A 22,903-nucleotide genomic window follows, 5' to 3' on the forward strand; every position below is an offset into this window, starting at 1 on the left:
TTGGCGATCCCGCACGGTCCAGAGGGGCGGCGTTACGGCTCCCCCCCGCACGGCTCGGAACGTGACCGCACCGGACCCGGCACACCCGCGACGGTGCCGCACGGATCGCGAAGGACCCGCTCGTCCCGTCCGGGGCCTGGTCTCACCGGACCCGGCACGCCCGCGACGGTGCCGCGCGGGTCAGAGCGTGATCTCACCGGACGCGACCAGGACGGCGGGCCCCGCCAGGTAGCTGGTCCGCTCGTCCAGGGTGACGGTGACGGTGCCGCCGAGCACCTCGACCGCCCAGGTGCCACCGGTCTCACCGGCCAGCCGCGCGGCGGCCACGGCCGAGGCGACCGCGCCGGTGCCGCAGGAGCGCGTCTCACCGGACCCGCGCTCGAAGACCCGCATGACGACCCGGCGCGGACCCACCGGATTGAGCAGCTCGATGTTGACCCCGGAGGGGAACACCTCGGGGTCGAACGCGGGCTGGTGGCTCAGGTCGAGCTGGGCCACCGGGTCGCCGATGACGCAGGCCAGGTGGGGGTTTCCCATGTCGACGTGGACGCCTTCGTACTCGTGGCCCGCGACGATCGCGCGGCTCGACCCCAGCACCCGGGGCGGCCCCATGTCGACGGTCACGTCACCCGTCTCCGCCAGCCGTACGCGCCTGATCCCCCCGCGTGTCGCGATGCCGAACTCCCCGGGCGCGGCGAGCCCCTCCTCGACCAGGTAACGGGCGAAGACCCGCACCCCGTTGCCGCACATCTCGGCGATGCCGCCGTCGGCATTGCGGTAGTCCATGAACCATTCGGCCTCGCCGGCCTGGCCGGACACCTCCGGGCTGAGCTTCGTCCGCGTCACCCGCAGCACGCCGTCCGCACCGATCCCGGCGCGCCGGTCGCACACCGCCGCCACGAGTGTCGCGGACAACTCCAGCTCACCGTCCGGGTCGGGAAGGATGACGAAGTCGTTCTCGGTGCCGTGCCCCTTCGCGAATCGCATGCCCCAACTCTATCCAGGCCCGTGTCCGCCCCGGCGCCCCGGGGAACGGCCCCGTCCTCCGGCACGTCGGCCTGGGAACCGCCGGATCGCCGACCGGCGCGTCAGAGCAAATCGGGCCGGTTCGGTGCGGTTCCCGGTCCCGCCCGGCCGGGGAGGTCAGAGCGGTCAGCCGCGAATCGCAGCGAGCGCCCGTCCCAGCAGGTCGGGTTCCTGCTGGGGGAGCCAGATCACCCGGGGGTCGCGGCGGAACCACGACTCCTGACGGCGGACGAACCTGCGCGTCGCCCGTACCGTCTCCTCCTTCGCCTCCTCCTCGGTGCACTCGCCGCCGAGGAAGCGCAGCACCTGCGCGTACCCGAGGGCACGACTGGCCGTACGGCCTTCGGCGAGCCCATGCGCGGCGAGTTCCCTGACCTCGTCCACCAGCCCGGCCCGCCACATGCGCTCGACCCGCGCCTCGACCCGGGCGTCCAGCACCGCCCTCGGCACCTCCACCCCCAGCTGAACGCTGTCGTAGACGGCGTCGTACGACGGCATCGTGGCCGAGAACGGCCGCCCGGAGATCTCGATGACCTCCAGTGCGCGGACGATCCTGCGGCCGTTGCTCGGCAGGATCGTCTCGGCCGCCTTGGGGTCGCGCTCGCGGAGCCGCTCGTACAGCGGGGCGGGGCCGTGCAGGTCGAGCTCGGCCTCCAGCAGGGCACGGACCCGCGGGTCGGTACCGGGGAACTCCAGGTCGTCCAGGGCGGCCCGCACGTACAGCCCGGACCCGCCCACCAGGATCGGCACCACCTCCTTGGCCCGCAGGTTGTCGATCAGCGGCCGGACCAGCGACTGGTACTCGGCCACGCTGGCGGTTCTGGTCACGTCCCAGACGTCCAGCAGGTGGTGGGGAACCCCCCGCCGCTCCCCCATGGAGAGTTTCGCCGTCCCGATGTCCATGCCTTGGTAAAGCTGCATCGAGTCGGTGTTTATCACCTCGCCCCCCAGTTCGAGGGCGAGATCCACGGCCAGATCGGACTTTCCGCCGGCGGTCGGGCCGACGACGGCTATGACGGGTAGCTGAGGCACGGGGTAATTCTGCCAACTCGCTGGGTATGGGGGAGAGGCGATGCATCCCGTGCATCGGGATTGGGGGACACATCATGTCCATCTTCGACAAGGTCAAGAACATGCTGGGCGGCGATGCCAAGACCGAGGAGCTCGTCAAGAAGGGCATCGACAAGGCCGAGCAGATCGCCAGGGAGAAGACCGGAGGGAAGCACGACCAGCAGATCAGCACCGCCGCGCAGAAGGCCAGGGAGATGGCCGACAAGATCGACAACCAGCCGGGCACGACGCCCGGCACCGACCAGGGCGGTGCCGTGCCCGATCCCGGTCAGAGCGGCCGGCCCGACACACCTCCGCGCTACGGCCCGTAGGCACCGGCCGCGAGATGGAGCGGATCCCGATCCCGGTCAGTCCCAGTCGAGCGTCGGCTGCAGATAGCCCTCCAGGGTCAGCAGCCACCGCTTCGACTCCACGCCCTCGCCCCCGCTGAACCCGCCGAGGCCGTTTCCGGCGACCACCCGGTGGCACGGCACGATGACGGGGATCGGGTTGGCTCCCATGATCGACCCGATGGCCCGTGCCGGGACGCCCGTCCCGCTCCGGGCCGCCAGCTCTCCGTAGGTCACCGCCTTGCCATACGGCACCGTTTCGTACAGTGTGCCGAGCACCCTGCGCTGCACCGGCGAGGTCAGCCGCCAGTCCACCGGCACGCCGAAGACCTTCAGTCTGCCCGCGTAGTAGTCGCCCAGCTCGGCGACCACCCCGGCCGTCCTGGCGGGATCGTTCACCTCGTCCAGCCTCAGCCGCTCAAGCGCGCGGGTCCTGAACGCCACCGGATCACCCCAGCCCACGTTCGCCACGCCCTCCTCGGTCACCGCGACGACCATGTCCCCCAACTGCGTCGCGACACTCCCGAACGCCACGGTTCCCACCATCGACCTCGTATCCCCGTCACCTCGGGCCCGGCACCCATCCGTCGCCGTGACCACTGCGGTCCACCTGTTCACTGCCATCTCGCGCGTCAGTCCGTCGGCGAGGCCGTCCGTTCCGTCCAGCGGGCGGCGAAGTAGCCGACACCGTAGGGCGCGTCGTCATAGAGGAGCTCTCCGCGCAGGGTGCCGCCGCAGCCGCCCAGGACCTGCAGGGCCGCACGGCCGGCGACCCACAGTTCGGCGGCCTCTCCGGGGTCGAGCGGCGGGATCTCGGCGCGGGCCAGCGCCAGGGCGATCGCCCTGTTGTACGGCTCGGCGCGCGAGTCCAGATAACCGGGGGACTTCTCGGTGAGGCAGGCCGAGCCGTCGGCCATGACGAGCATCGCCACGCGACCGGCCGTGGCCGCCAGCCGCTCGCCCAGGGCCGCGCACTCCGCCGGGGGCGCGTCGAAGGAGATCGCGTGGAACGCCGAGGCGGTCAGGTGCTCCCGGTCGAGGAGCCAGCGGCCGACCGACAGCGACAGCGGCAGGACGGGCTCCCCCTCGCCGCTTCGCACGTCGACGCCCCAGGGAGCGAGACCTCCCGCGGCGTCCGCGCCGTACGTGGCGGTCCGGTCCGCGCCGCCGACCACCACGATCGTGTCGGCGCCGGCATCGCGCAACGCGCCGAGCGCGGCCGCGCAGGCCGCCCTGAGGTCGTCGAGTTCCACAGCCGCCGCCCCGGCCAGTTCGGGGAGCAGCAGCGGGGGATGCGGGCACACGGCCGCGGCGACAAGCACCCGGCCAGACTAACCGAGTCCTCCCGGGAACCGCCCCGGAGAAGAGCGCCGGGGCACGGTGATCCTCTCGGCGCGCCCCGGCGTCCCGCTCATCACCGAAAAGGAGGTACGGCTGTCAACCGCCGCTCGGGCCTTGGGGGTGCACGTAGCCGGTGGCACCGTCGGCGCGGGGGTCGTCCGGAACCTCCTGCGGCTTCTGGGGACCGCTCTGCTGTGGCGACGGCTTGTTCGCCGAGGGTTTCCCCGCGGCCGAATCGGCTCCCGGCTCGCTCCGGCTCGTCCGGTCGGCGCCCGTGCCCGCGTCGCTACCCGTACCTCCGGTGGAGGTGTCACCGCCGCCGGAGGCGGTGTCCGTCTTCTTCTCCGGTTTCTGCTTCTCCTCCTGCGGCGCGTTCTGGTCGGGCTCGGGATTCTGAGCGGCCTCCTGGGCGCTCTCCGGCGCCTTCGGCGGCGGTGCTCCAGGGTCGTCCTGGTCGCCGTTCACGAAGGCGAAGACGGCGCCCCCGCCCAGGAGGGCGGCGGCGAGGACGGAGAAGACGGCTATGGCCGGGCCGCTTCTCCGCTGTGACCTGCGGGACCTGCGTGGCTTGCCGGGCTCACCGGCGGGACCGGTGAGGATCTCTGTTTCTCCGGTACTGCCCGGAGAAGAAGGGACATGCATGGGGAAAACTCCCTGCGGTTCTCGGGGGGAAACCTCCTCGGTTTCCGAAGGGTGCCGAACCACAGTAGCCACAATGGGGAAATGCTCGCACACCAATCACAAATGAATCACGAAATATCGTCTCTTAGAGGACGCGTAGTGTCATCGTGGGCATATGCCCTGGCAGAGAAGGTGGCGGCACCGGAATCCCCGCTCCCGCAGGGGATTCCAACTATTCGATCATGAGCGCACGCCCCCGGGACGGCCACCTCCGAATGGGGCGTCCCGGGGAGGAACGAGCCGAAAAAATCTCAGCGGAGGCGTACCCGAAGCCTCCCGCGGGACCTCAGGAGACGGAGCAGCCCGAGGTGTCCGGAAGCGGGGCCGGGCGGCCGATCGAGGGCATGCCGAGCATGACACCGGAGCCGGAGCCGGAGCCCGCCGGAGCGCCCTGGCGGGCCTCCCAGGCATCGCCCGCGCGGGTACGGCGGAGCCTCAGCGCGGGGCCGTCGGCCACCAGGTGGTGCGGCGCCGCGTAGGTGACCTCGGCGCTCACCACGTCGCCGGGGCGCGGGACCTCTGCCCCCGGGGTGAAGTGCACCAGGCGGTTGTCGGGGGCCCGCCCCGACATGCGCCTGGTCGCCTCGTCCTTGCGGCCCTCGCCCTCGGCCACCAGCACGTCGAGGGTCCGGCCGACCTGCTTCTTGTTCTCCGCCCAGGAGATCTCGGTCTGCAGGGCGACGAGTCGCTCGTAGCGCTCCTGCACGACCTCCTTGGGGATCTGGTGGTCCATGGTGGCGGCAGGGGTGCCCGGCCTGATGGAGTACTGGAAGGTGAAGGCGTTGGCGAACCGCGACTCGCGCACCACGTCGAGGGTGCCCTGGAAGTCCTCCTCGGTCTCGCCGGGGAAGCCCACGATGATGTCCGTGGAGATGGCCGCGTCGGGCATGGCGGCGCGGACCCGCTCGATGATGCCGAGGTAGCGCTCGGCCCGGTAGGAGCGGCGCATCGCCTTGAGGATCCGGTCGGAGCCCGACTGCAGCGGCATGTGGAGCTGGTGCATCACATTGGGCGTCTCGGCCATGGCCACGATGACGTCGTCGGTGAACGCCGCCGGGTGCGGGCTGGTGAAGCGGACCCGCTCCAGCCCCTCGACCTCGCCGCAGGCCCGCAGCAGCTTGCCGAAGGCAAGCCTGTCTCCGAACTCCACACCGTAGGTGTTGACGTTCTGGCCGAGGAGGGTGATCTCCAGCACGCCCTGGTCGACCAGGGTGCGGACCTCGTTGAGGATGTCGCCGGGGCGGCGGTCCTTCTCCTTGCCGCGCAGGGCGGGCACGATACAGAACGTGCAGGTGTTGTTGCAGCCCACGGAGACCGATACCCAGGCGGCGTAGGCGGACTCGCGCTTGGTCGGCAACGTGCTCGGGAAGGTCTCCAGGGATTCCTTGATCTCGACCTGGGCCTCCTGCTGGACGCGCGCGCGCTCGAGCAGCACCGGCAGCGAGCCGATGTTGTGGGTGCCGAACACCACGTCCACCCAGGGTGCCCTGCGGACGATCTCTCCCTGGTCCTTCTGCGCCAGGCAGCCGCCCACGGCGATCTGCATGCCGGGATTGCCGATCTTCGAAGGACGCAGGTGCCCGAGATTGCCGTAGAGCTTGTTGTCGGCGTTCTCCCGTACGGCACAGGTGTTGAACACGACCACGTCGGCCGTCTCCCCCTGGGCGGCCGGAACGTATCCGGCGTCTTCCAGCAGACCAGACAGGCGCTCGGAGTCGTGCACGTTCATCTGGCACCCATAGGTACGGACCTCGTACGTGCGGGCGCTCTCCACGGTGGCAGTCATCTCAAGACAAGGGTAGGCGCTCGCCGGACCTTCGAGTACGGCCCGGAAGCCGTCGACCCCGGCGTGACGGGCGGGTCACTCCGCGTTGATGACCAAGAGGTAAGTGGGCCGTGATCTGATCGGTACCGCAGGGTTAGCGCGGGGTGCCCTTTACAGAATTACGTTGTCCTCCATGACGGAGAACGGGGACAAGACTCCTTTGGTGGTGCTCGAAGGCGTCAACAAGCACTTCGGCAGCCTGCACGTCCTTCGGGACATCAATCTGACGATCTCCCGTGGCGAGGTCCTCGTCGTCATCGGCCCCTCGGGCGGCGGCAAGTCGACCCTCTGCCGGACGATCAACCGGCTGGAGGCGATCGACCAGGGGACGATCACCTTCGACTCCCAGCCGCTCGCCGTCGAGGGCAAGGCTCTGGCCAAGCTCAGGTCCGAGGTCGGGATGGTGTTCCAGTCCTTCAACCTGTTCGCCCACAAGACGATCCTGGAGAACGTCACGCTCGGGCCGATCAAGGTCCGCGGCATCGCCAAGGCCGACGCCGAGCGGCGGGGCATGGAGCTGCTGGAGCGGGTGGGCATCGGCGCGCAGGCGTCGAAATACCCCGCGCAGCTCTCCGGAGGCCAGCAGCAGCGCGTGGCCATCGCCCGCGCCCTGGCCATGGACCCGAAGATGATCCTGTTCGACGAGCCGACCTCGGCGCTGGATCCCGAGATGGTCCAGGAGGTGCTCGACGTCATGATCAGCCTTGCCCAGGAGGGCATGACGATGATGGTCGTCACCCACGAGATGGGCTTCGCCCGCCGCGCGGCCGACCGCGTGGTCTTCATGGCCGAGGGCCAGGTCGTGGAGGAGAACACCCCAGAGGAGTTCTTCACCAACGCCCGGACCGACCGGGCCAGGGACTTCCTTTCCAAGATCCTCACTCACTGACGGCTCTGCTCATCCCTGACGAAAGACGAGGTAGCAAGAATGCGTGTACGTCGTATTGGAGCCGTGGTGATCGCAGCCGCCGCGGCGATGGCCGGCCTGACCGCGTGCGGTGACGGCGGCAGTGGAAGCGACAAGTTCGTTGTGGGTATCAAGGTCGACCAGCCCGGGCTCGGGCAGAAGCAGCCCGACGGCTCCTTCAAGGGGTTCGACGTCGACGTGGCCAGGTATGTCGCCAAGGAGCTCGGCTACGCCGACGACAAGATTGAGTTCAAGGAGGCCATCTCGGCCAACCGTGAGTCCTTCATCCAGCAGGGCCAGGTCAACGCGGTGATCGCGACCTACTCGATCACCGACGACCGCAAGAAGAAGGTCTCCTTCGCCGGTCCGTACCTGGTCACCGGCCAGGACATCCTGACCCGGGCGGACGACACCACGATCAACAGTGTCGAGGACCTCAAGACCAAGAAGGTCTGCGGCGCCCAGGGCTCGTCCTCTCCCGCGCGCCTGGTCGAGAAGTTCGGCGACGAGTGGAAGAGCGGCTTCCTCACCGAGCAGCAGGGCTACGGCGCCTGCCTGCCGCTGCTGGAGAACAAGCAGGTCGACGCGATCTCCACGGACGCGACGATCCTGGCCGGCTTCGCCGCCCAGTCCCCCGGCAAGTTCCGCCTCGTCGGCCAGCCCTTCTCCGAGGAGAAGTACGGCATCGGCCTGAAGCTGGAGGACAAGGAGACCCGCGAGAAGGTCAACGCGGCGGTGGAGAAGATGTTCAAGGACGGCAGCTGGAAGAAGGCCGTCGACGCCAACTTCGGTGAGTTCGGGAAGTTCTTCACCACCCCGCCGGCTGTCGATCGCTACTGACCGGTCACACCTCGGCCGGGGCGCGCGGACGCCTCGGCCGGTGACCACTGGAGGAACGAGTGCAGGCACTCTCCGAAGAATTCCGGGTCATTCTGGAAGCTTTCTGGTTGACGATCCGGCTCACCCTCGCCAGCGGGCTGGTGGCGCTGGTGCTCGGGACGATCCTCGCGGGGATGCGGGTCAGCCCGCTGCCTGTGCTGCGCGGAATCGGCACGACGTACGTGAACGTCCTGCGGAACACCCCGCTGACCCTGGTGATCGTGTTCTGCGGGCTGGGCCTCGGACTGGTCCTGGACGTCTCGTTCTCCCCGAGCCTGTCCACCAACTACATGTGGCTCTCCATCATCGGCCTGTCCGCCTACACCGCGGCGTTCGTCTGTGAGGCGATCCGGGCCGGGATCAACACGGTGCCGGTCGGCCAGGCCGAGGCGGCCCGCGCCATCGGGCTCACCTTCGGTCAGAACCTGAGACTGATCGTGCTGCCCCAGGCGTTCCGCGCGGTGATCGCCCCGCTGGGCAGCATCCTGATCGCGCTGACCAAGAACACCACGATCGCCGCCGCCATCGGGGTCGGAGAGGCTTCCCTGACGATGAAGACGCTCTTCGAGGCGCACGGCGACGCGGTCGTGCAGATCTTCGCCGGGTTCGCGCTGGGCTTCCTGATCCTGACCCTGCCCACCGGACTGCTGTTCGGCTGGCTGGCCAAGCGTCTGGCGGTGGTCCGATGACCGCGGTGACCACGGAGCGCACCCGGCGCCCGGCGCGCGGGCGCGCCGACAGCTCCGAGCGCGTCAGCGTCCTGTACGACATTCCCGGCCCCAAGGCCAGGATCCGCAACAACGTGCTCACCGTGCTGGTCATCGCCGCCACGCTGTTCGCGGTGTACGTGATGGTGACCAAGCTCGACGAGAAGAACCAGCTCAGCGCCGAGATGTGGACGCCGTTCCTGCGCGGCGACGTGTGGCTCAACCTGATCCTGCCCGGCCTGCTGAACACGCTCAGCGCGGCCGCGGTCGCCGCCGTGATCGCGGTGCCGTTCGGCTTCGTCTTCGGCATCGGCCGGCTCTCGGAACGGGCCTGGATCCGCCTCGCGGCGGGCGCGGTGGTCGAGTTCTTCAGGGCGATCCCGTTGCTGATCATGATCTTCGCGGTGATGTTCGGCGGGAGCGCGGTCTTCGGGCTCACCGTGACGCCGTTCGCCGCGGTGGTCGTCGGCCTGGTCCTGTACAACGGCTCGGTGCTGGCGGAGATCGTACGGGCGGGCATCCTGTCGATCCCCCGAGGGCAGAGCGAGGCCGCGCTGGCGGTCGGCCTGCGTCCCGGTCAGGTGATGCGGATGATCCTGCTGCCGCAGGCGGTCACCGTGATGATGCCGGCGATCGTCGCGCAGTTGGTGGTGCTGCTGAAGGACACCGCCCTGGGCTTCATCGTGTCGTTCGAGGACCTGCTCAACGCGGGGGCGCGCGTGCTGCCCTCCAACTTCAACAACATCATTCCCGCGGTGATCGTCATCGCGATCATCTACATCATCATCAACGTGATGGTGGGCACCATCGCCACCTGGCTGGAGATGCGGAGCCGTCGCAGCAGGAAGACGGCGGCCCAGCCGATCGCCCGACCCGACTCACCGACCGCGGTCGAGGGCGGCCTGGGAAATCCGGCACCGTAGGAAGCACAGCGGTCGAGGGCGGTCACCGGGTCCGGTGGCCGCCCTCCTCCCATGCCGGGCCCCGGACCGGTTGGCCGGGCGCTCCGAGGCAGGCGAGGCTCCCGTAGCCGGTGAAACCCGGCCTGTGGAAGAGGTCGGATCAACCACCTCTACCCCCTCATTCCCCCCGATCCTGCGGCTCGTGCCGACCGTCGGCGGCATATCTCTGGTGACGCGAGCGTGATACCGGCGACACGGAGCGGGTTATCGGGCAGGATTGCGCCATGTCCCCCGAGCAGGCCATCCTGCCGTACGCCACCTGGCCCTCGCCGATCTCCACTTCCGACGTCGCCCGCTCCGGGCTGCGCCTCGGGTTCCCGACAGTGCTCGGCGGGGAGGTCTGGTGGACCGAGGACCGTCCCGCCGAGGGCGGGCGGACCACCATCGTGCACCAGAGCGCGGACGGCACGCAGCACGATCTGCTGAGCGCGCCGTGGAGCGCCAGGACCAGGGTCCACGAGTACGGCGGGCGGTCGTACGCGGTGGTGCCCGGCGAGGGCCTGGTGTTCACGAACTTCACAGACCAGCGGCTCTACCTGCTGCCCACCGGCGGCGAGCCCCGGCCGCTCACCCCCGAGCCCGAGCACCCCACCGCCCTGCGCTACGCGGACCTCCTCGTCCACGACGGTCAGATCTGGTGCGTCAGGGAGCGGCACGCCGACGGCGAGGTGAGCCGGTCGATCGTGTCGATCCCTCTCTCCGGCCCCCCCTCCGGCGGGGCCGAGCCCCGTGAGCGGATCAGCGGGCATGATTTCTACGCCTCCCCCACCGTCTCCCCCGACGGCGAGCACCTGGCCTTCATCTGCTGGAACCATCCCCAGATGCCGTGGAACGGCACCGAGCTGCGGGTCTGCCGGCTGGCCGACGGCACCTCCTGGAAGGTCAAGGGGGGCATCTCCGAGTCGGTGCTCGCCCCGCGGTGGCGTGACGAGCGACACCTTTACGCGATCTCCGACTGGTCGGGCTGGTGGAATCTCTACCTGGTCGGGATATACGGCACCGCGACCCGGGCCCTCTACCCGATGGAGGAGGAGTTCGCGGGCCCGCTGTGGCAGCTCGGCGCGACACCGTACGCGCCGATGGCCGACGGCAGCCTCGCGGTCCTGCACGGGCTGGGCGGCCTGCGGCTGGGCGTCTTCGACCCGGACAGCGGCCTGCTGAGCGACCTGGACGTGCCCTACGACGGCTGGGATCCGGTGCTGGCCACCGACGGGCACGCCCTGGTCGGCATCGGGTACGGCCCGGCGCTGCCCCGCTCGATCGTCCGGGTCGACACGTTGACCGGCAGCGCGCAGGAGCTGCGCAGGGACATCAACGAGCTGCCCGACACCGCCTACCTGCCGCTCCCCAGAACCGTGGAGTTCGAGAGCCGGTTCGGACGCGAGGTGCACGCGTTCCTCTATCCGCCGTCCAACCCCCTGGCACGCGGCGAGGGCCCTCCGCCGTACGTCGTGTTCGTGCACGGCGGGCCGACCGGGCACAGCGCCGGAGCACTCGACCTGGAGAAGGCGTTCTTCACCAGCAGGGGCATCGGGGTGATCGACGTCAACTACGGCGGTTCCACCGGCTACGGCCGCGCCTACCGCGAGCGGCTGCGCGGCCAGTGGGGTGTGGTCGACGTCGAGGACTCGATCGCCACGGCCGAATGGCTGGCCGCGGAAGGGCTGGCCGACCCGGCACGGATCGCGATCCGGGGCGGCAGCGCGGGCGGCTGGACGGTCATGGCGTCCTGTTGTACGTCCGACGTGTTCGCCGGAGGCGTCTCCTACTACGGTGTGAGCTCGCTCGCCACGTTCAGCGCGACCACCCACGACTTCGAGTCGCGCTACATCGAATGGCTGATCGGACCGGAAGATCCCGTTCTGTACGCCTCGCGCGAGCCTCTCGGCCAGGTGGCGGGGGTGAGCTGCCCGATGCTGCTCCTGCAGGGCCTCTCCGACCCCGTGGTCCCCCCCGAGCAGTCACAGGCCTTCGTCGACGCTCTCGCCGAGCGTGGCATTCCCTGCACCTATCTCACGTTCGAGGGCGAGGCCCACGGCTTCCGCCGCGCCGAGACCCGCAGCGCGGCACTGGCCACCGAACTCGCCTTCTATCAGCAGATCTTCCACGTCTGAACGCTCACCCGCGGCTTCCCGCCCCCGGCGCGAGCGTCCGGCCGGCGGGCGACCTTTCGAGTGCCGGGCGTCAGCGGGCGAACTCGGTGGCCCGGGACTCACGGACGACCGTGATGCGGATCTGGCCGGGGTAGGTGAGCTCCTCCTCGATCTGCTTGGCGACGTCGCGGGCGATCACCTGAGCCTGGATGTCGTCGACCGAGCCCGGCTTGACCATGACCCTGATCTCACGGCCCGCCTGCATGGCGAAGACCTTCTCGACCCCCTCGTAGGAGGTGGCGATCTCCTCCAGGCGCTCCAGTCGCTTGACGTAGGCCTCCAGCGACTCTCGGCGCGCGCCCGGACGGCCGCCGCTGATCGCGTCGGCGGCCTGGGTGAGGACGGCCTCGACGGTCTTGACCTCTACCTCGTTGTGGTGGGCCTCGATGGCGTGGACCACGTCCTCGTGCTCGCCGTACCGCCTGGCGATCTCGGCGCCGATGAGCGCGTGGCTGCCCTCGACCTCGTGGGTGAGGGCCTTGCCGATGTCGTGCAGGAGCGTGCAGCGCTTGAGCAGCGTCGTGTCGAGCCGCAGCTCGGCCGCCATGATGCCGGCGATGTGGGCGGACTCGATGAGGTGGCCGAGCACGTTCTGACCGTAGGAGGTGCGGTAGCGGAGCTGGCCGAGGAGGGTGACCAGCTCAGGGTGCATGTCGGTGATGCCGAGCTCCACCAGGGCGTCCTCCCCCGCCCGCACGCACAGCTCCTGAACCTCGGCCTTGCTGCGCTCGTGGGCCTCCTCGATGCGCTGCGGATGGATACGGCCGTCGAGGACGAGTTTCTCCAGGGTCAGCCGGGCGGTCTCGCGGCGGACCGGGTCGAAGCATGACAGCAACACGGCTTCCGGCGTGTCATCGATGATCAGGTTGACTCCGGTGGTCGACTCGAAGGCACGGATGTTACGGCCCTCGCGGCCGATGATGCGCCCCTTCATCTCGTCACCCGGCAGGTGCAGGACGCTCACGACGGACTCGGCGGTCTGCTCGGTGGCCACCCGCTGGACCGCCAATGTAACGATCTTGGTGGCGCGCTTCTCGCCCTCCTTGCGCGCCTCGCTCTCGATCTCCCTGACGATCAGGGCTGCCTCGCGTTTGGCCTGGTTCTCGATCTCCCGGACCAGCTCGGCTCTGGCCTGGTCGCCGGTGAGCCCGGACACCCGCTCCAGGATGGCCTTGCGCTCCTCGGCCACCCGTTCGAGATCCTCGCGGCGATCGGCCAGCTCGGTCTCCGTCTCGGCGAGCTTGCGGGCCCGGTCAGCCTGGCGCCTGGCCTCATCGTCGAGGCGCTGCTCCCGCTCGGCCAGCCGGTTCTCCCTGCGTTCGAGGTCCGCCCGGAGTTCCTTGAGCTCGTATTTCAGCACCTTGCCCTCGGCCTCGACCTCCTTGCGCATCTCGGCCGCCGCCTCGACCGCCGCCTCCGATTTGCGCAGGAGCTCTCCGGCGTCGTCCTGGGCCTTCGCCCGGATACCGGCGGCCTCACGCCTGGCCTCCTCCAGCTGGGCCGAAACCTCGGCCTCCTGCTCCGGGGTGAGGCCCTTCGGCCCGGCTCCTCCGATGTGACGCAGCAACACGACCAGCACGGCCGTCATCACGGCAAGAGCCACAACCGCCACTGCCAATATGACGACCACGACCGGATCCATGCGCGCCTCACCTTCCTCGCGTCGCAAATATCAAGCACGCGAGGGGTCACACGCACGGCACGGAAAGCCCAAGAGACGGCGCTGCCGGGACAGAAGTGAACCCAGAGGGATCACTCACCGGCTTTTCCCGCCGGCCCGCTCTCCCGCCCTCATCCGCCAAGCCTGTTTGTCCGTATACACCGCTATGACAATCCGCACTGCGCGGAGTAACTCCTCACTGCCGTTGAGATTAAGCGTCAGAGAGGTAACGAGCAAGCAAAGACCTGGCGTCAGGCTGCTTTGAGCTAGTCGAGGGGATAGCCCGAATCTTCCATGAATGGCGCTGTTTCTGCCTCATCATCCTCCAGCACTTCGCGGATAACGCGAAACGCCAGGCCAGGACCGTATCCCTTTCGAGCGAGCATGCCGGCCAACCTGCGGGTCCTGACCGCAGGGTCCAGACCGCGGGTCGAGGAGAGCTTGCGCCGCACAAGGCGACGGGCGGTCTCCGCCTCCTGCTCGGGGTCGAGCTGCTCCACCGCGTCCTTCACGGTCTCCTCGTCCACCCCCCGGTGCCGGAGCTCGGAGGCAAGGGCCTTTCTGGCAAGCCCCCGCCCGGCATGGCGAGAGCTCACCCATGCCGCGGCGAACGCCTCATCGTCGATGAGCCCGACCTCGGAGAAGCGCTCCAGCACGGCGTCCGCCGCCTCCTGGGGCACCTCACGCTTGTGCAACGCCTCCGCGAGCTGAGCTCGGGTGCGCGGCGCCATCGTCAGCAGCCGCAGGCAGATCGCCCGCGCCACCGCTTGCGGATCGGTCCCGGCCCCCCGGCTCGCGGGAGCTCCCTCGGCCGGCCCGCCAGGAAGGAGGCCATCGGGATGGGTGCCCGAAGAACCGACCCCGGAGCGTCGCCCACCACGCCGGGAGCCACGTCCCCGCCGGCTTCGCGGCTCGTCGGCGGTGGGACCTGCGCCCTCTCCCTCGGAGGCGGGGAGAGCATCGCCGCGCCCGCGCCCTCGCCCGCTTCTGCCCGGCGAGCCGCCCCGGGGCTCGTCGGGCCAGGCACCCCAGTCTCTCGGCCCGCCCTCACCGGGCGGACCAAGGTCGGCTCCCGTCATCATCGATCAGCCCGAATCAGGCGTCACCCGGCTTGGGAGTGGCCGCCTTGGAACCGCGACCGGACGCGGCGGTCGCCGGACCGGAACCACGGCCGGGCGCGGCGGTCGCCGGAGCGGCAGGCGGCGGGGTGGCCGGGCTGTCGACGCGCGGGCCGACGCCGAGCTTCTCCTTGATCTTCTTCTCGATCTCGTTCGCCATGTCCGGGTGGTTCTTGAGGAAGTTTCGCGCGTTCTCCTTGCCCTGGCCGAGCTGGTCGCCCTCGTAGGTGTACCAGGCTCCGGACTTGCGGACGAAGCCGTGCTCCACGCCCATGTCGATCAGGCCGCCCTCGCGGGAGATGCCGACACCGTAGAGGATGTCGAAGTCGGCCACCCGGAAGGGCGGGGCCATCTTGTTCTTGACGACCTTCACCCGGGTGCGGTTGCCGACCGCCTCGGTGCCGTCCTTCAGCGTCTCGATACGGCGGATGTCGAGACGGACCGAGGCGTAGAACTTCAGCGCCTTTCCACCGGTCGTGGTCTCGGGCGAGCCGAACATGACGCCGATCTTCTCGCGGAGCTGGTTGATGAAGATCGCGGTGGTGCCGGTGTTGTTGAGCGCGCCCGCGACCTTGCGCAGCGCCTGGGACATCAGGCGTGCCTGGAGGCCGACGTGGCTGTCGCCCATCTCGCCCTCGATCTCGGCCTTGGGCACCAGGGCCGCGACCGAGTCGATGACCAGCAGGTCGACGGCGCCGGACCGGATCAGCATGTCGGCGATCTCCAGCGCCTGCTCACCGGTGTCCGGCTGGGAGACGAGCAGCGCGTCGGTGTCGACGCCCAGCTTCTGGGCGTACTCGGGGTCGAGCGCGTGCTCGGCGTCGATGAACGCGGCGATGCCGCCGCCACGCTGGGCGTTGGCCACCGCGTGCAGGGCGATCGTGGTCTTTCCCGAGGACTCGGGACCGTAGACCTCGATGATGCGGCCGCGCGGGAAGCCCCCGATGCCGAGCGCCACGTCGAGCGCGATGGAGCCGGTGGGGACCACCTCGATGGGCGCCCGGGTCTCGTCGCCCAGGCGCATGATGGAGCCCTTGCCGAACTGCCGCTCGATCTGAGCGAGGGCGGTCTCGAGCGCCTTCTCGCGGTCGTTAGCTGCCATGGGAGCCCCCCTGGAGGGTCGCGGGTTGGATCGGTTGCCAGAAAGCTACGGGGTGCCGCCGACAATTTCGGGAGGGCACGCCAGGAGTGACGGCCCGTTCAATATAGCCGAACGACTGTTCGATCGCGGCCCGTTGGCATCACGTTTCCAGGAACCGTGATCCACCGCGGGACTCTCCCGTACGGGGTCGGCCACAGACGCGGGGCCATGGTGGCGAGGAGCGCGGACCCATCCGGGAGGCGACATTTCCGAGAATTGTCCTGAGCCTGTTGTAACCAGGCTGACCTGGGGTGATCCTGAGGGGAAACGACCCGAGGTGCCCGACGTGCCCAACACGTTCACGCAGCAACGCCTAGCCCATCTCGACTCCCTGGCCGCCGAACTGCGACAACGAGGGCTGGTGAGCCGCACCCTCGGAGGCGCCGCTCCGGTGCTGTGGGTATGGCATCCGGACAGCGGCCGGCAGACCATCGTCTTCGCCACCCCCGTCAAGGACGGCTGGCTGTTTCTGTGGTCGCCGGACGGCGAGGAGAGTGCCGACGACCCCGCGCTCGCGGCCGGCTCGGTGGAGAGACTTCTCGCTCCGCCCGCGGAACCCTCCTGACCCCCGGCCCGCCCCTCAGCGGAGCCGGGGAGAGACGTCGGTCACCCCGCACACGGCATGCCAGACCTCCTTCGCCCCGACCCCCTCGGCCAGCGCCTGGATCACGGTCCGGCCGCCGAGGTCGGCGATGACGTAGTCATGGGCCCACGACTCGGCGTACTGGTCGCCGAAGTGCAGCTTCATCCGTTTCCAGAAATCCGACAGGCGCATGCCCCAAGTATGAGACCACCCCGGCGTGCCGCGGCCCGCGACCGGCACGCCGCGGGCCGGCGGCGTGCCGGTCGCCCGGTCCGGGTGAGAGGGAGACGCGGGGGCGGGGTTCGCACGCCCGCGGGAACCCCGCCGGGAGCGACCGGCTGAGAGGCGGCGGCCCGTCAGAGCACGCGGGAGCCGTACATCTCGCCGAGGGGGTCGGCGAGCAGTTCCACCCGCGCCCCGTCCGGGTCGGTGAAGTAGATGGAGGTACCGCTCTCCACCTGGTGCGGCACGCCCGCCGCCGCCAGCTTGCCGCGCAGGCGCTCCCAGGTGGAGGGGTCCACGGAGACGGCGACGTGGTGGAGCCCGCCGAGGACCTCCCGGTAGGGACCGAGGTCCAGCCCCGGGAAGTCGAAGAAGGCGAGGAGGTTGCCGTTGCCGATGTCGAAGAAGAAGTGGTTCGACCCCTGGTAGTCGCGGTTCTCGAAGATCTCCGTGAGGGGGAACTCCAGGAGGTCCTGGTAGAACCTGATCGTCGCCTCGACGTCCGAGGAGATCAGCGCGAAGTGGTGCAGTCCCCTCGCGCTGCTCGGCGGACGGTTCTCCCTGAGGTGCTCCGCCTTGATCCGCTCGCGTTTCGCCTCGATGGCCTGGTAGTCGATGCTCATCGTCAGCTCACCACTCAATGCGTCCCGTGTTCGCCAAAGCATGCCAGTGGCGACAGGAGCCAACCTACTCCTGGGGCGGGCCGTGCCGGCGACGCCCCCTCGAACGTGTCCGGCGTACAGGCCCGGTGATCTGGCCGTGGCACCGGTGGATCACGTATCCGCAGGTGATGAGCCGGCAGGCGGTGACGGGTTCTGTCGGTGGCGCCGTGCAGTATGGGCGGTGGCCCGGTTGGTCGGCCGAGCCGGGAGGAGGGGGTGCGCGATGAGCGAGACGGCGGGCGCGGACGGGGCGCTGGGGCACTTCACCCGGATGACCAGGGACTGGTTCACCGGGGCCTTCGCCGCGCCGACCGCGGCACAGGAGGGGGCGTGGGCGGCGATCGCCCGGGGTGACAACACCCTGGTGGTCGCCCCCACCGGCTCCGGCAAGACGCTGGCCGCCTTTCTGTGGTCGCTCGACCGGCTGGCGGCCGGGCGCTCGGCCGTCGGGCCTCCCGGAAACGCCACCCCTTCGGGGGACGCCGGGTTCCCCGGAAGCGCCCGGAACACCACCACGATCACGGACGTCCCGGCGGGCGCCACCGGCCCGGACGTGACGGGCGGCACGGGCGCCGGGGGGAGGCGGAGCCGTTCCCGACGGGACGAGGAGCCGCCGAGGCCGTGCCGGGTCCTTTACGTGTCGCCGCTCAAGGCTCTGGCCGTCGACATCGAGCGCAACCTCCGGGCGCCGCTGGCCGGGCTGAGGCAGACCGCGAGAAGGCTCGGCCTGCCGGTGCCGGAGATCTCGGTGGCGATCCGCTCGGGCGACACCTCGCCCGAGGAGCGGCGCCGGTTCGCGGCCAGGCCGTCCGACATTCTGATCACCACCCCCGAGTCGCTGTTCCTGCTGCTCACCAGTCAGGCCCGCGAGGCACTGCGCGGCGTGGAGACGGTCATCGTCGACGAGGTGCACGCGGTGGCCGCCACCAAGCGCGGCGCGCACCTGGCACTCAGTCTGGAGCGGCTCGACGCCCTCCTGGCCCGGCCCGCGCAGCGCGTCGGCCTGTCGGCGACCGTACGGCCGGTGAGCGAGGTCGCCGCCTTCCTGGGCGGGTCCCGTCCGGCGACCGTGGTCCAGCCGCCCGCGGGTAAGGAGATCGAGGTCGAGGTGGTCGTCCCGATCGAGGACATGACGGAGCTCGACACGCCGCCCGTCTCCCCCGCCCTCGACGACGACCGGTGGCCGACCGAGTCCCCGGCCAAGCGGTCGATCTGGCCGCATGTGGAGGAGCGGCTGTTCGACCTGATCGGGGGGCACAGCTCCACGATCGTGTTCGCCAACTCACGACGGCTGGCCGAACGGCTCTGCACCCGCCTCAACGAGCTGGCCTGGGAGCGGCGGGCCGTCGAGACGGAGCGGTCCGGGGCGGGCACGGAGGCGGATCCCGCGCACCGGGCCGAGAGCCTCCCCGAGCCTCCCGCCTCCCTCTCCACCCCGGCGGCCATGATGGCGCAGGCCGGTTCGGCCAAGGGGGTCGTCCCGGAGATCGTACGGGCCCACCACGGGTCGGTGTCGAAGGAGGAGCGTTCCCAGATCGAGGAGGCGCTCAAGTCCGGGCGACTGCCCGCCGTGGTCGCGACCTCCAGCCTGGAACTCGGCATCGACATGGGTGCGGTGGACCTGGTGGCCTGCGTGGGGGCACCGCCGAGCGTGGCCAGCGGCCTGCAGCGGATCGGCAGGGCCGGTCACCAGGTGGGAGCCGTCTCACGTGGTGTGATCTTTCCCAAGTACCGGGGTGACCTGGTCCAGACGGCCGTGGTGGCCGAACGGATGAGAAGCGGGGAGATCGAGGAACTGCGCTATCCGCGCAATCCTCTCGACGTCCTCGCCCAGCAGATCGTGGCGATGACCGCGCTGGACGAGTGGACAGTGGACGAGCTGGAGGAGGTCGTACGGCGAGCCGCCCCCTACCGGACGCTGCCCAGAAGCGCGCTGGAGGCGACCCTCGACATGCTCGCCGGGCGTTACCCGAGCGAGGAGTTCGCCGAGCTGCGACCGCGCATCGTCTGGGATCGGGTGGCCGGCACCCTGCGGGGCCGTCCCGGAGCCCAGCGGCTGGCGGTCACCAACGGTGGCACGATCCCCGACCGGGGGTTGTTCGGTGTGTTCCTGGTCGGGGAGAAGTCCTCCCGGGTGGGCGAGCTGGACGAGGAGATGGTCTACGAGTCGCGGGCCGGTGACGTGTTCGTGCTGGGTGCGACCTCCTGGCGGATCGAGGAGATCACTGCTGACCGGGTGCTGGTCACTCCGGCGCCAGGACAGCCGGGAAAGCTCCCGTTCTGGCACGGCGACACCGCGGGGCGCCCGGCGGAGCTGGGGAGGGCCATCGGCGCGTTCCTCCGCCAGATGTCCGCGGCGGGCGCGGACGCCGAGGCGGGAGACGGTGCCGCGGAGAGCGCGCGGCCAAGGGACGCGGGGGCGGGAGCCCGAACGACGCCGAGCTCGACGGCGGGGAACGCACGGACGGGAAGCACGGGGACAGCGCGCCCGGAGACACCGGGCTCAGGGACGGGAGGCCCGGAGGCGGGAAAGGCGAAGGCAGGAGCGGGGAGCTCCGGGACGGAAGACGCCGAGGCCGGAAACGCGGCACGGGACGGGGCGCTGGAGAGGATCAGGGCCGCGGGGCTGGACGGGTTCGCCGCGGCCAACCTGCTCGCCTACCTGGCCGAGCAGCGGCAGGCGACCGGTTATGTGCCGGACGACCGGACGTTGCTGGTCGAGCGGTTCCATGACGAGCTGGGCGACTGGCGGGTGGTGCTGCACTCTCCGTACGGAGCACGGGTGCACGCGCCGTGGGCGCTGGCGATCGGGCGGCGGCTGCGGGAGCGCCACGGCGTCGAGGTGCAGGCCGTGCACTCCGACGACGGGATCGTGCTGCGCATCCCCGACACGCTCGCGGAACCTCCGTCCGACGTCGCCGCCTTCGACCCGGACGAGATCGAGCGGATCGTCACCGAGGAACTCGGCGGCTCGGCGCTGTTCGCGGCGCGGTTCCGCGAGTGCGCGGGGCGGTCCCTGCTGCTGCCCCGCCGCGTGCCGGGCAGGCGGTCGCCGCTCTGGCAGCAGCGGCAGCGCGCGTCGCACCTGCTGAACGTGGCCGGCCGCTACGCGTCGTTCCCCGTGGTGCTGGAGACGATGCGCGAGTGTCTTCAGGACGTGTTCGACGTTCCGGGACTGGTCCGGCTGATGCGCGACATCGAGGCGCGGCGGGTCCGGCTGGTGGAGGTGGAGACCGGGAAGGCGTCACCGTTCGCGGCGTCGCTGCTGTTCAACTACATCGGCGCGTTCATGTACGAGGGGGACGCTCCGCTGGCCGAGCGCCGCGCCCAGGCTCTCGCGCTCGACACGAGTCTGCTGGCCGAGCTGCTGGGCCAGGCCGACCTGCGCGAGCTGCTCGACCCCGATGTGATCGCCGACACCGAGCGGGAGCTGGCCCGGCTGGACCGGCCGCTGCGCGACGCCGAGGATCTGGCCGACCTGCTCCGCTCCCACGGCCCCCTGGTGGCCGAGGACGTGAGCGTGCGCGAGGGTGACCCGGCGTGGCTGGCCATGCTGGAGGGCTCCCGGCGGGCGATCAGGGTTCGGGTGGCCGGGCAGGAGCGGTGGGCGGCGATCGAGGACGCCGCCCGGCTGCGCGACGCGCTCGGCGTGCCGCTGCCGGTGGGGGTGCCGCATGTGTTCCTGGAACCGGTGGACGATCCGCTGGGCGACCTGCTCGCCAGGCACGCCCACACCCGCGCCCCCTTCCCCGCGAGCACGGCCGCGGCCAGGTTCGGCCTCGGCACCGCGGTCGTCACCGACGCGTTGCGCCGCCTGGCGGCCTCCGGGCGGGTGGTGAGCGGGGAGTTCAGGCCGGGTGGCCGGGGCGAGGAGTGGTGCGACGCCGGAGTGCTGCGGATGCTGCGCCGCAGATCCCTGGCCAGGCTCCGCAAGGAGGTGGAGCCGGTCTCCGCGGAGACTCTGGCCGTCTTCGCCCCCGCCTGGCACGGCATCACCGACTCCCCGCGGCGGGGCAGGCCGCCGATCGACGCACTGGTGAGCGCGATCGAGCAGCTGCAGGGCTCGGCGGTGCCCGCTTCGGCACTGGAGACGCTGATCCTGCCCTCGCGGGTGCCCGGATACGACCCGTCGCTGCTGGACGAGCTGACGGCCTCCGGCGAGGTGATCTGGGCGGGACAGGGGTCCCTGCCGGGTGGCGACGGCTGGGTGTCGCTCTACTTCGCCGACACCGCGCCGCTGCTGATGCCCGATCCCGCCGACATCACGCTGACCCCGGTGCACGGGGCGGTGCTGGAGGTGCTGGGCGGCGGGGGCGCGCTCTTCTTCCGCGAGCTGGCGAGCCGGGCCGGCGTTCTTCTGGCCGGTTCGGTCCCGGACGACCGTGCCCTGTCCGCCGCCGTGTGGGACCTGGTGTGGTCGGGCCGGATCACCGGTGACACGCTGGCGCCGCTGCGGGCCACGCTCGGGACGGGACGCCCCGCGCATCGCCCGGCGCCGACCCGGCGTCGGCGGGCGGTGCTGCCGAGCCGGAGCGGCCCGCCCACGGTGGGCGGGCGCTGGTGGACGCTGCCCGCCCCCGCCGAGGACGCCACCCAGCGCGCCCACGCCCAGGCCGAGGTGCTGCTGGAGCGGTACGGCGTGGTGACCAGGGGCGCGGTGACCGCCGAACGGCTGCCGGGCGGGTTCGCCGCCGTCTACCAGGTGCTTCGCGCCTTCGAGGAGGGCGGCCGGTGCCGCAGGGGCTACTTCGTGGAGGGGCTGGGCGGCGCCCAGTTCGCCCTTCCCGGTGCCGTCGACCGGATGCGCGCCATGTCCGTCTCACTCGCCGCACCGCCGAGCGCGGCACCGGTGCCCGACCCGTGGAGCTCCCGGAAGCCCGAGGGCACGGGGGAGAGCGGCCGCCGAGCGGTGGTGCTGGCGGCGACCGACCCGGCCAACCCGTACGGGGCGGCCCTGCCGTGGCCCGCCCACCCTGGCGAGGTGACCCACAAACCGGGCAGGAAGGCCGGATCCCTGGTCGTGCTCGTCGACGGGCACCTGATCCTCTATGTCGAGCGCGGCGGCAAGAGCCTGCTCTCCTTCTCCGGAGACGACCGCCTCCGGCCCGCCGTCGACGCCCTCGCGCTCGCCGTACGCGACGGCGCCCTCGGCAAGCTGACCGTCGAGCGCGCGGACGGCACCGCCGTCAACGACTCCCCCCTGGCCGCCGCCCTGGAGTCCGCCGGGTTCCACCCGACCCCGAGAGGGCTGCGCCTGCGGGCGTAGCGCGCCGTGACCTGTCGTCCGGTCCGGCTCCGCCTCGACGCGCGTGCCCATGACCTGTCATCCGGTCCCGCCCGTGTTGACGCGCGTACTCGGCGAGGCGATTGCAGTCGCCCACCACTGGTTCGCAACCGGAGGTTGGGACATTGGCCACGTTGTCAGATTGAAAGGGGAAACAACGATGGCCAAGGCCAAGCCTGAGCTGTCCGCGCTGTCCGAGATCGGCACCGAATTGGACGAGAGCCAGCTCGCGCAGGTCAACGGTGGTTACTACTGGGACTTCTACCACTGGGAGGACTTCGCCCCCGGTGGCTGGGCGTACCGTCCCTGACGCCGCGTGTAGCCGGACAGACGTGAGAGGACGGGGCGCGGC

General features: G+C 70.6%; 20 protein-coding genes. 9 read left to right on the top strand and 11 right to left on the bottom strand.

The window, feature by feature from the left end; translation table 11 throughout:
• Positions 1–180: 180 nt before the first annotated feature.
• Positions 181–987 carry a diaminopimelate epimerase gene (gene dapF / locus AB0K21_RS10640; protein ID WP_343979960.1) on the bottom strand — a complete coding sequence of 269 codons (807 nt, stop codon included), beginning with the start codon at positions 985–987 and terminating at the stop codon, positions 181–183.
• 165 nt (positions 988–1,152) lie between these two features.
• Positions 1,153–2,058 carry a tRNA (adenosine(37)-N6)-dimethylallyltransferase MiaA gene (miaA, locus tag AB0K21_RS10645; RefSeq protein ID WP_343979963.1) on the bottom strand — a complete coding sequence of 302 codons (906 nt, stop codon included), beginning with the start codon at positions 2,056–2,058 and terminating at the stop codon, positions 1,153–1,155.
• Positions 2,059–2,132: 74 nt separating this feature from the next.
• Here miaA and AB0K21_RS10650 point away from each other — a divergent pair, with 74 nt between their 5' ends.
• Positions 2,133–2,408, top strand: coding sequence for an antitoxin (locus AB0K21_RS10650; RefSeq protein WP_343979966.1), 276 nt, complete (start codon positions 2,133–2,135; stop codon positions 2,406–2,408).
• 36 nt (positions 2,409–2,444) lie between these two features.
• Here AB0K21_RS10650 and AB0K21_RS10655 read toward each other — a convergent pair whose 3' ends face one another.
• The 4 genes from AB0K21_RS10655 to miaB all read right to left on the bottom strand — a co-directional run bounded on the left by AB0K21_RS10655 (position 2,445) and on the right by miaB (position 6,234).
• Entirely contained in the window at positions 2,445–2,960 is a 516-nt protein-coding gene (locus AB0K21_RS10655; protein ID WP_343979969.1) for a methylated-DNA--[protein]-cysteine S-methyltransferase, read from the bottom strand.
• 98 nt (positions 2,961–3,058) lie between these two features.
• Positions 3,059–3,748, bottom strand: coding sequence for a hypothetical protein (locus tag AB0K21_RS10660; RefSeq protein WP_343979972.1), 690 nt, complete (start codon positions 3,746–3,748; stop codon positions 3,059–3,061).
• Between the two features lie 115 nt (positions 3,749–3,863).
• The gene (locus AB0K21_RS10665; RefSeq protein WP_364149194.1) at positions 3,864–4,409 is read right to left on the bottom strand and encodes a hypothetical protein; all 546 of its coding nucleotides are present in this window, start codon (positions 4,407–4,409) and stop codon (positions 3,864–3,866) included.
• Between the two features lie 325 nt (positions 4,410–4,734).
• The gene (gene miaB, locus AB0K21_RS10670; protein WP_364149196.1) at positions 4,735–6,234 is read right to left on the bottom strand and encodes a tRNA (N6-isopentenyl adenosine(37)-C2)-methylthiotransferase MiaB; all 1,500 of its coding nucleotides are present in this window, start codon (positions 6,232–6,234) and stop codon (positions 4,735–4,737) included.
• Between the two features lie 172 nt (positions 6,235–6,406).
• Between miaB and AB0K21_RS10675 the strand changes: the two genes are divergently transcribed.
• From AB0K21_RS10675 to AB0K21_RS10695, 5 genes are all read left to right on the top strand, one after another.
• The gene (locus AB0K21_RS10675; protein ID WP_343979982.1) at positions 6,407–7,162 is read left to right on the top strand and encodes an amino acid ABC transporter ATP-binding protein; all 756 of its coding nucleotides are present in this window, start codon (positions 6,407–6,409) and stop codon (positions 7,160–7,162) included.
• Between the two features lie 63 nt (positions 7,163–7,225).
• On the top strand, positions 7,226–8,020 hold the full coding sequence (locus tag AB0K21_RS10680; RefSeq protein WP_364149198.1) for a glutamate ABC transporter substrate-binding protein: 795 nt from the start codon (positions 7,226–7,228) through the stop codon (positions 8,018–8,020).
• Between the two features lie 59 nt (positions 8,021–8,079).
• Positions 8,080–8,748 carry an amino acid ABC transporter permease gene (locus AB0K21_RS10685; RefSeq protein ID WP_343979988.1) on the top strand — a complete coding sequence of 223 codons (669 nt, stop codon included), beginning with the start codon at positions 8,080–8,082 and terminating at the stop codon, positions 8,746–8,748.
• Positions 8,745–9,689: an amino acid ABC transporter permease gene (locus tag AB0K21_RS10690; protein ID WP_343979991.1), complete on the top strand. Its 945-nt coding sequence runs from the start codon at positions 8,745–8,747 to the stop codon at positions 9,687–9,689. Before AB0K21_RS10685 ends, AB0K21_RS10690 begins: the two co-directional genes overlap by 4 nt.
• Positions 9,690–9,952: 263 nt before the next feature.
• On the top strand, positions 9,953–11,842 hold the full coding sequence (locus AB0K21_RS10695; RefSeq protein ID WP_364149201.1) for a prolyl oligopeptidase family serine peptidase: 1,890 nt from the start codon (positions 9,953–9,955) through the stop codon (positions 11,840–11,842).
• Between the two features lie 70 nt (positions 11,843–11,912).
• On the opposite strand, the gene rny is transcribed toward AB0K21_RS10695, so the two are convergent.
• The 3 genes from rny to recA all read right to left on the bottom strand — a co-directional run bounded on the left by rny (position 11,913) and on the right by recA (position 15,761).
• Positions 11,913–13,523 (bottom strand): ribonuclease Y, encoded by a 1,611-nt coding sequence (gene rny / locus AB0K21_RS10700; protein WP_343979998.1) that lies wholly within the window; start codon positions 13,521–13,523, stop codon positions 11,913–11,915.
• A gap of 284 nt (positions 13,524–13,807) precedes the next feature.
• Positions 13,808–14,623 (bottom strand): recombination regulator RecX, encoded by an 816-nt coding sequence (gene recX, locus AB0K21_RS10705; RefSeq protein ID WP_364149203.1) that lies wholly within the window; start codon positions 14,621–14,623, stop codon positions 13,808–13,810.
• A 13-nt stretch (positions 14,624–14,636) separates the two neighbouring features.
• Entirely contained in the window at positions 14,637–15,761 is a 1,125-nt protein-coding gene (gene recA / locus AB0K21_RS10710; RefSeq protein ID WP_343980004.1) for a recombinase RecA, read from the bottom strand.
• Between the two features lie 325 nt (positions 15,762–16,086).
• On the opposite strand from recA, the gene AB0K21_RS10715 reads away from it, so the two are divergent.
• Positions 16,087–16,365 carry a hypothetical protein gene (locus AB0K21_RS10715; RefSeq protein WP_343980007.1) on the top strand — a complete coding sequence of 93 codons (279 nt, stop codon included), beginning with the start codon at positions 16,087–16,089 and terminating at the stop codon, positions 16,363–16,365.
• 15 nt (positions 16,366–16,380) lie between these two features.
• Here AB0K21_RS10715 and AB0K21_RS10720 read toward each other — a convergent pair whose 3' ends face one another.
• Both AB0K21_RS10720 and AB0K21_RS10725 read right to left on the bottom strand, forming a co-directional pair.
• Positions 16,381–16,575, bottom strand: a complete 195-nt coding sequence (locus AB0K21_RS10720; RefSeq protein ID WP_030904097.1) for a DUF3046 domain-containing protein — start codon at positions 16,573–16,575, stop codon at positions 16,381–16,383.
• Between the two features lie 164 nt (positions 16,576–16,739).
• The gene (locus tag AB0K21_RS10725) at positions 16,740–17,228 is read right to left on the bottom strand and encodes a VOC family protein (RefSeq protein ID WP_343980012.1); all 489 of its coding nucleotides are present in this window, start codon (positions 17,226–17,228) and stop codon (positions 16,740–16,742) included.
• A 262-nt stretch (positions 17,229–17,490) separates the two neighbouring features.
• Here AB0K21_RS10725 and AB0K21_RS10730 point away from each other — a divergent pair, with 262 nt between their 5' ends.
• Together AB0K21_RS10730 and AB0K21_RS10735 are read left to right on the top strand one after the other, a co-directional pair.
• A complete protein-coding gene (locus AB0K21_RS10730) occupies positions 17,491–22,533 on the top strand; it encodes an ATP-dependent helicase (RefSeq protein WP_364149206.1) in 5,043 nt (1,680 codons plus the stop codon).
• Between the two features lie 178 nt (positions 22,534–22,711).
• Positions 22,712–22,861 (top strand): hypothetical protein, encoded by a 150-nt coding sequence (locus AB0K21_RS10735; protein ID WP_343982491.1) that lies wholly within the window; start codon positions 22,712–22,714, stop codon positions 22,859–22,861.
• The last annotated feature ends 42 nt before the right edge of the window (positions 22,862–22,903 follow it).

The organism is Streptosporangium sp. NPDC049248 (genome assembly GCF_040678965.1).
Lineage (GTDB): Bacteria > Actinomycetota > Actinomycetes > Streptosporangiales > Streptosporangiaceae > Streptosporangium > Streptosporangium fukuiense.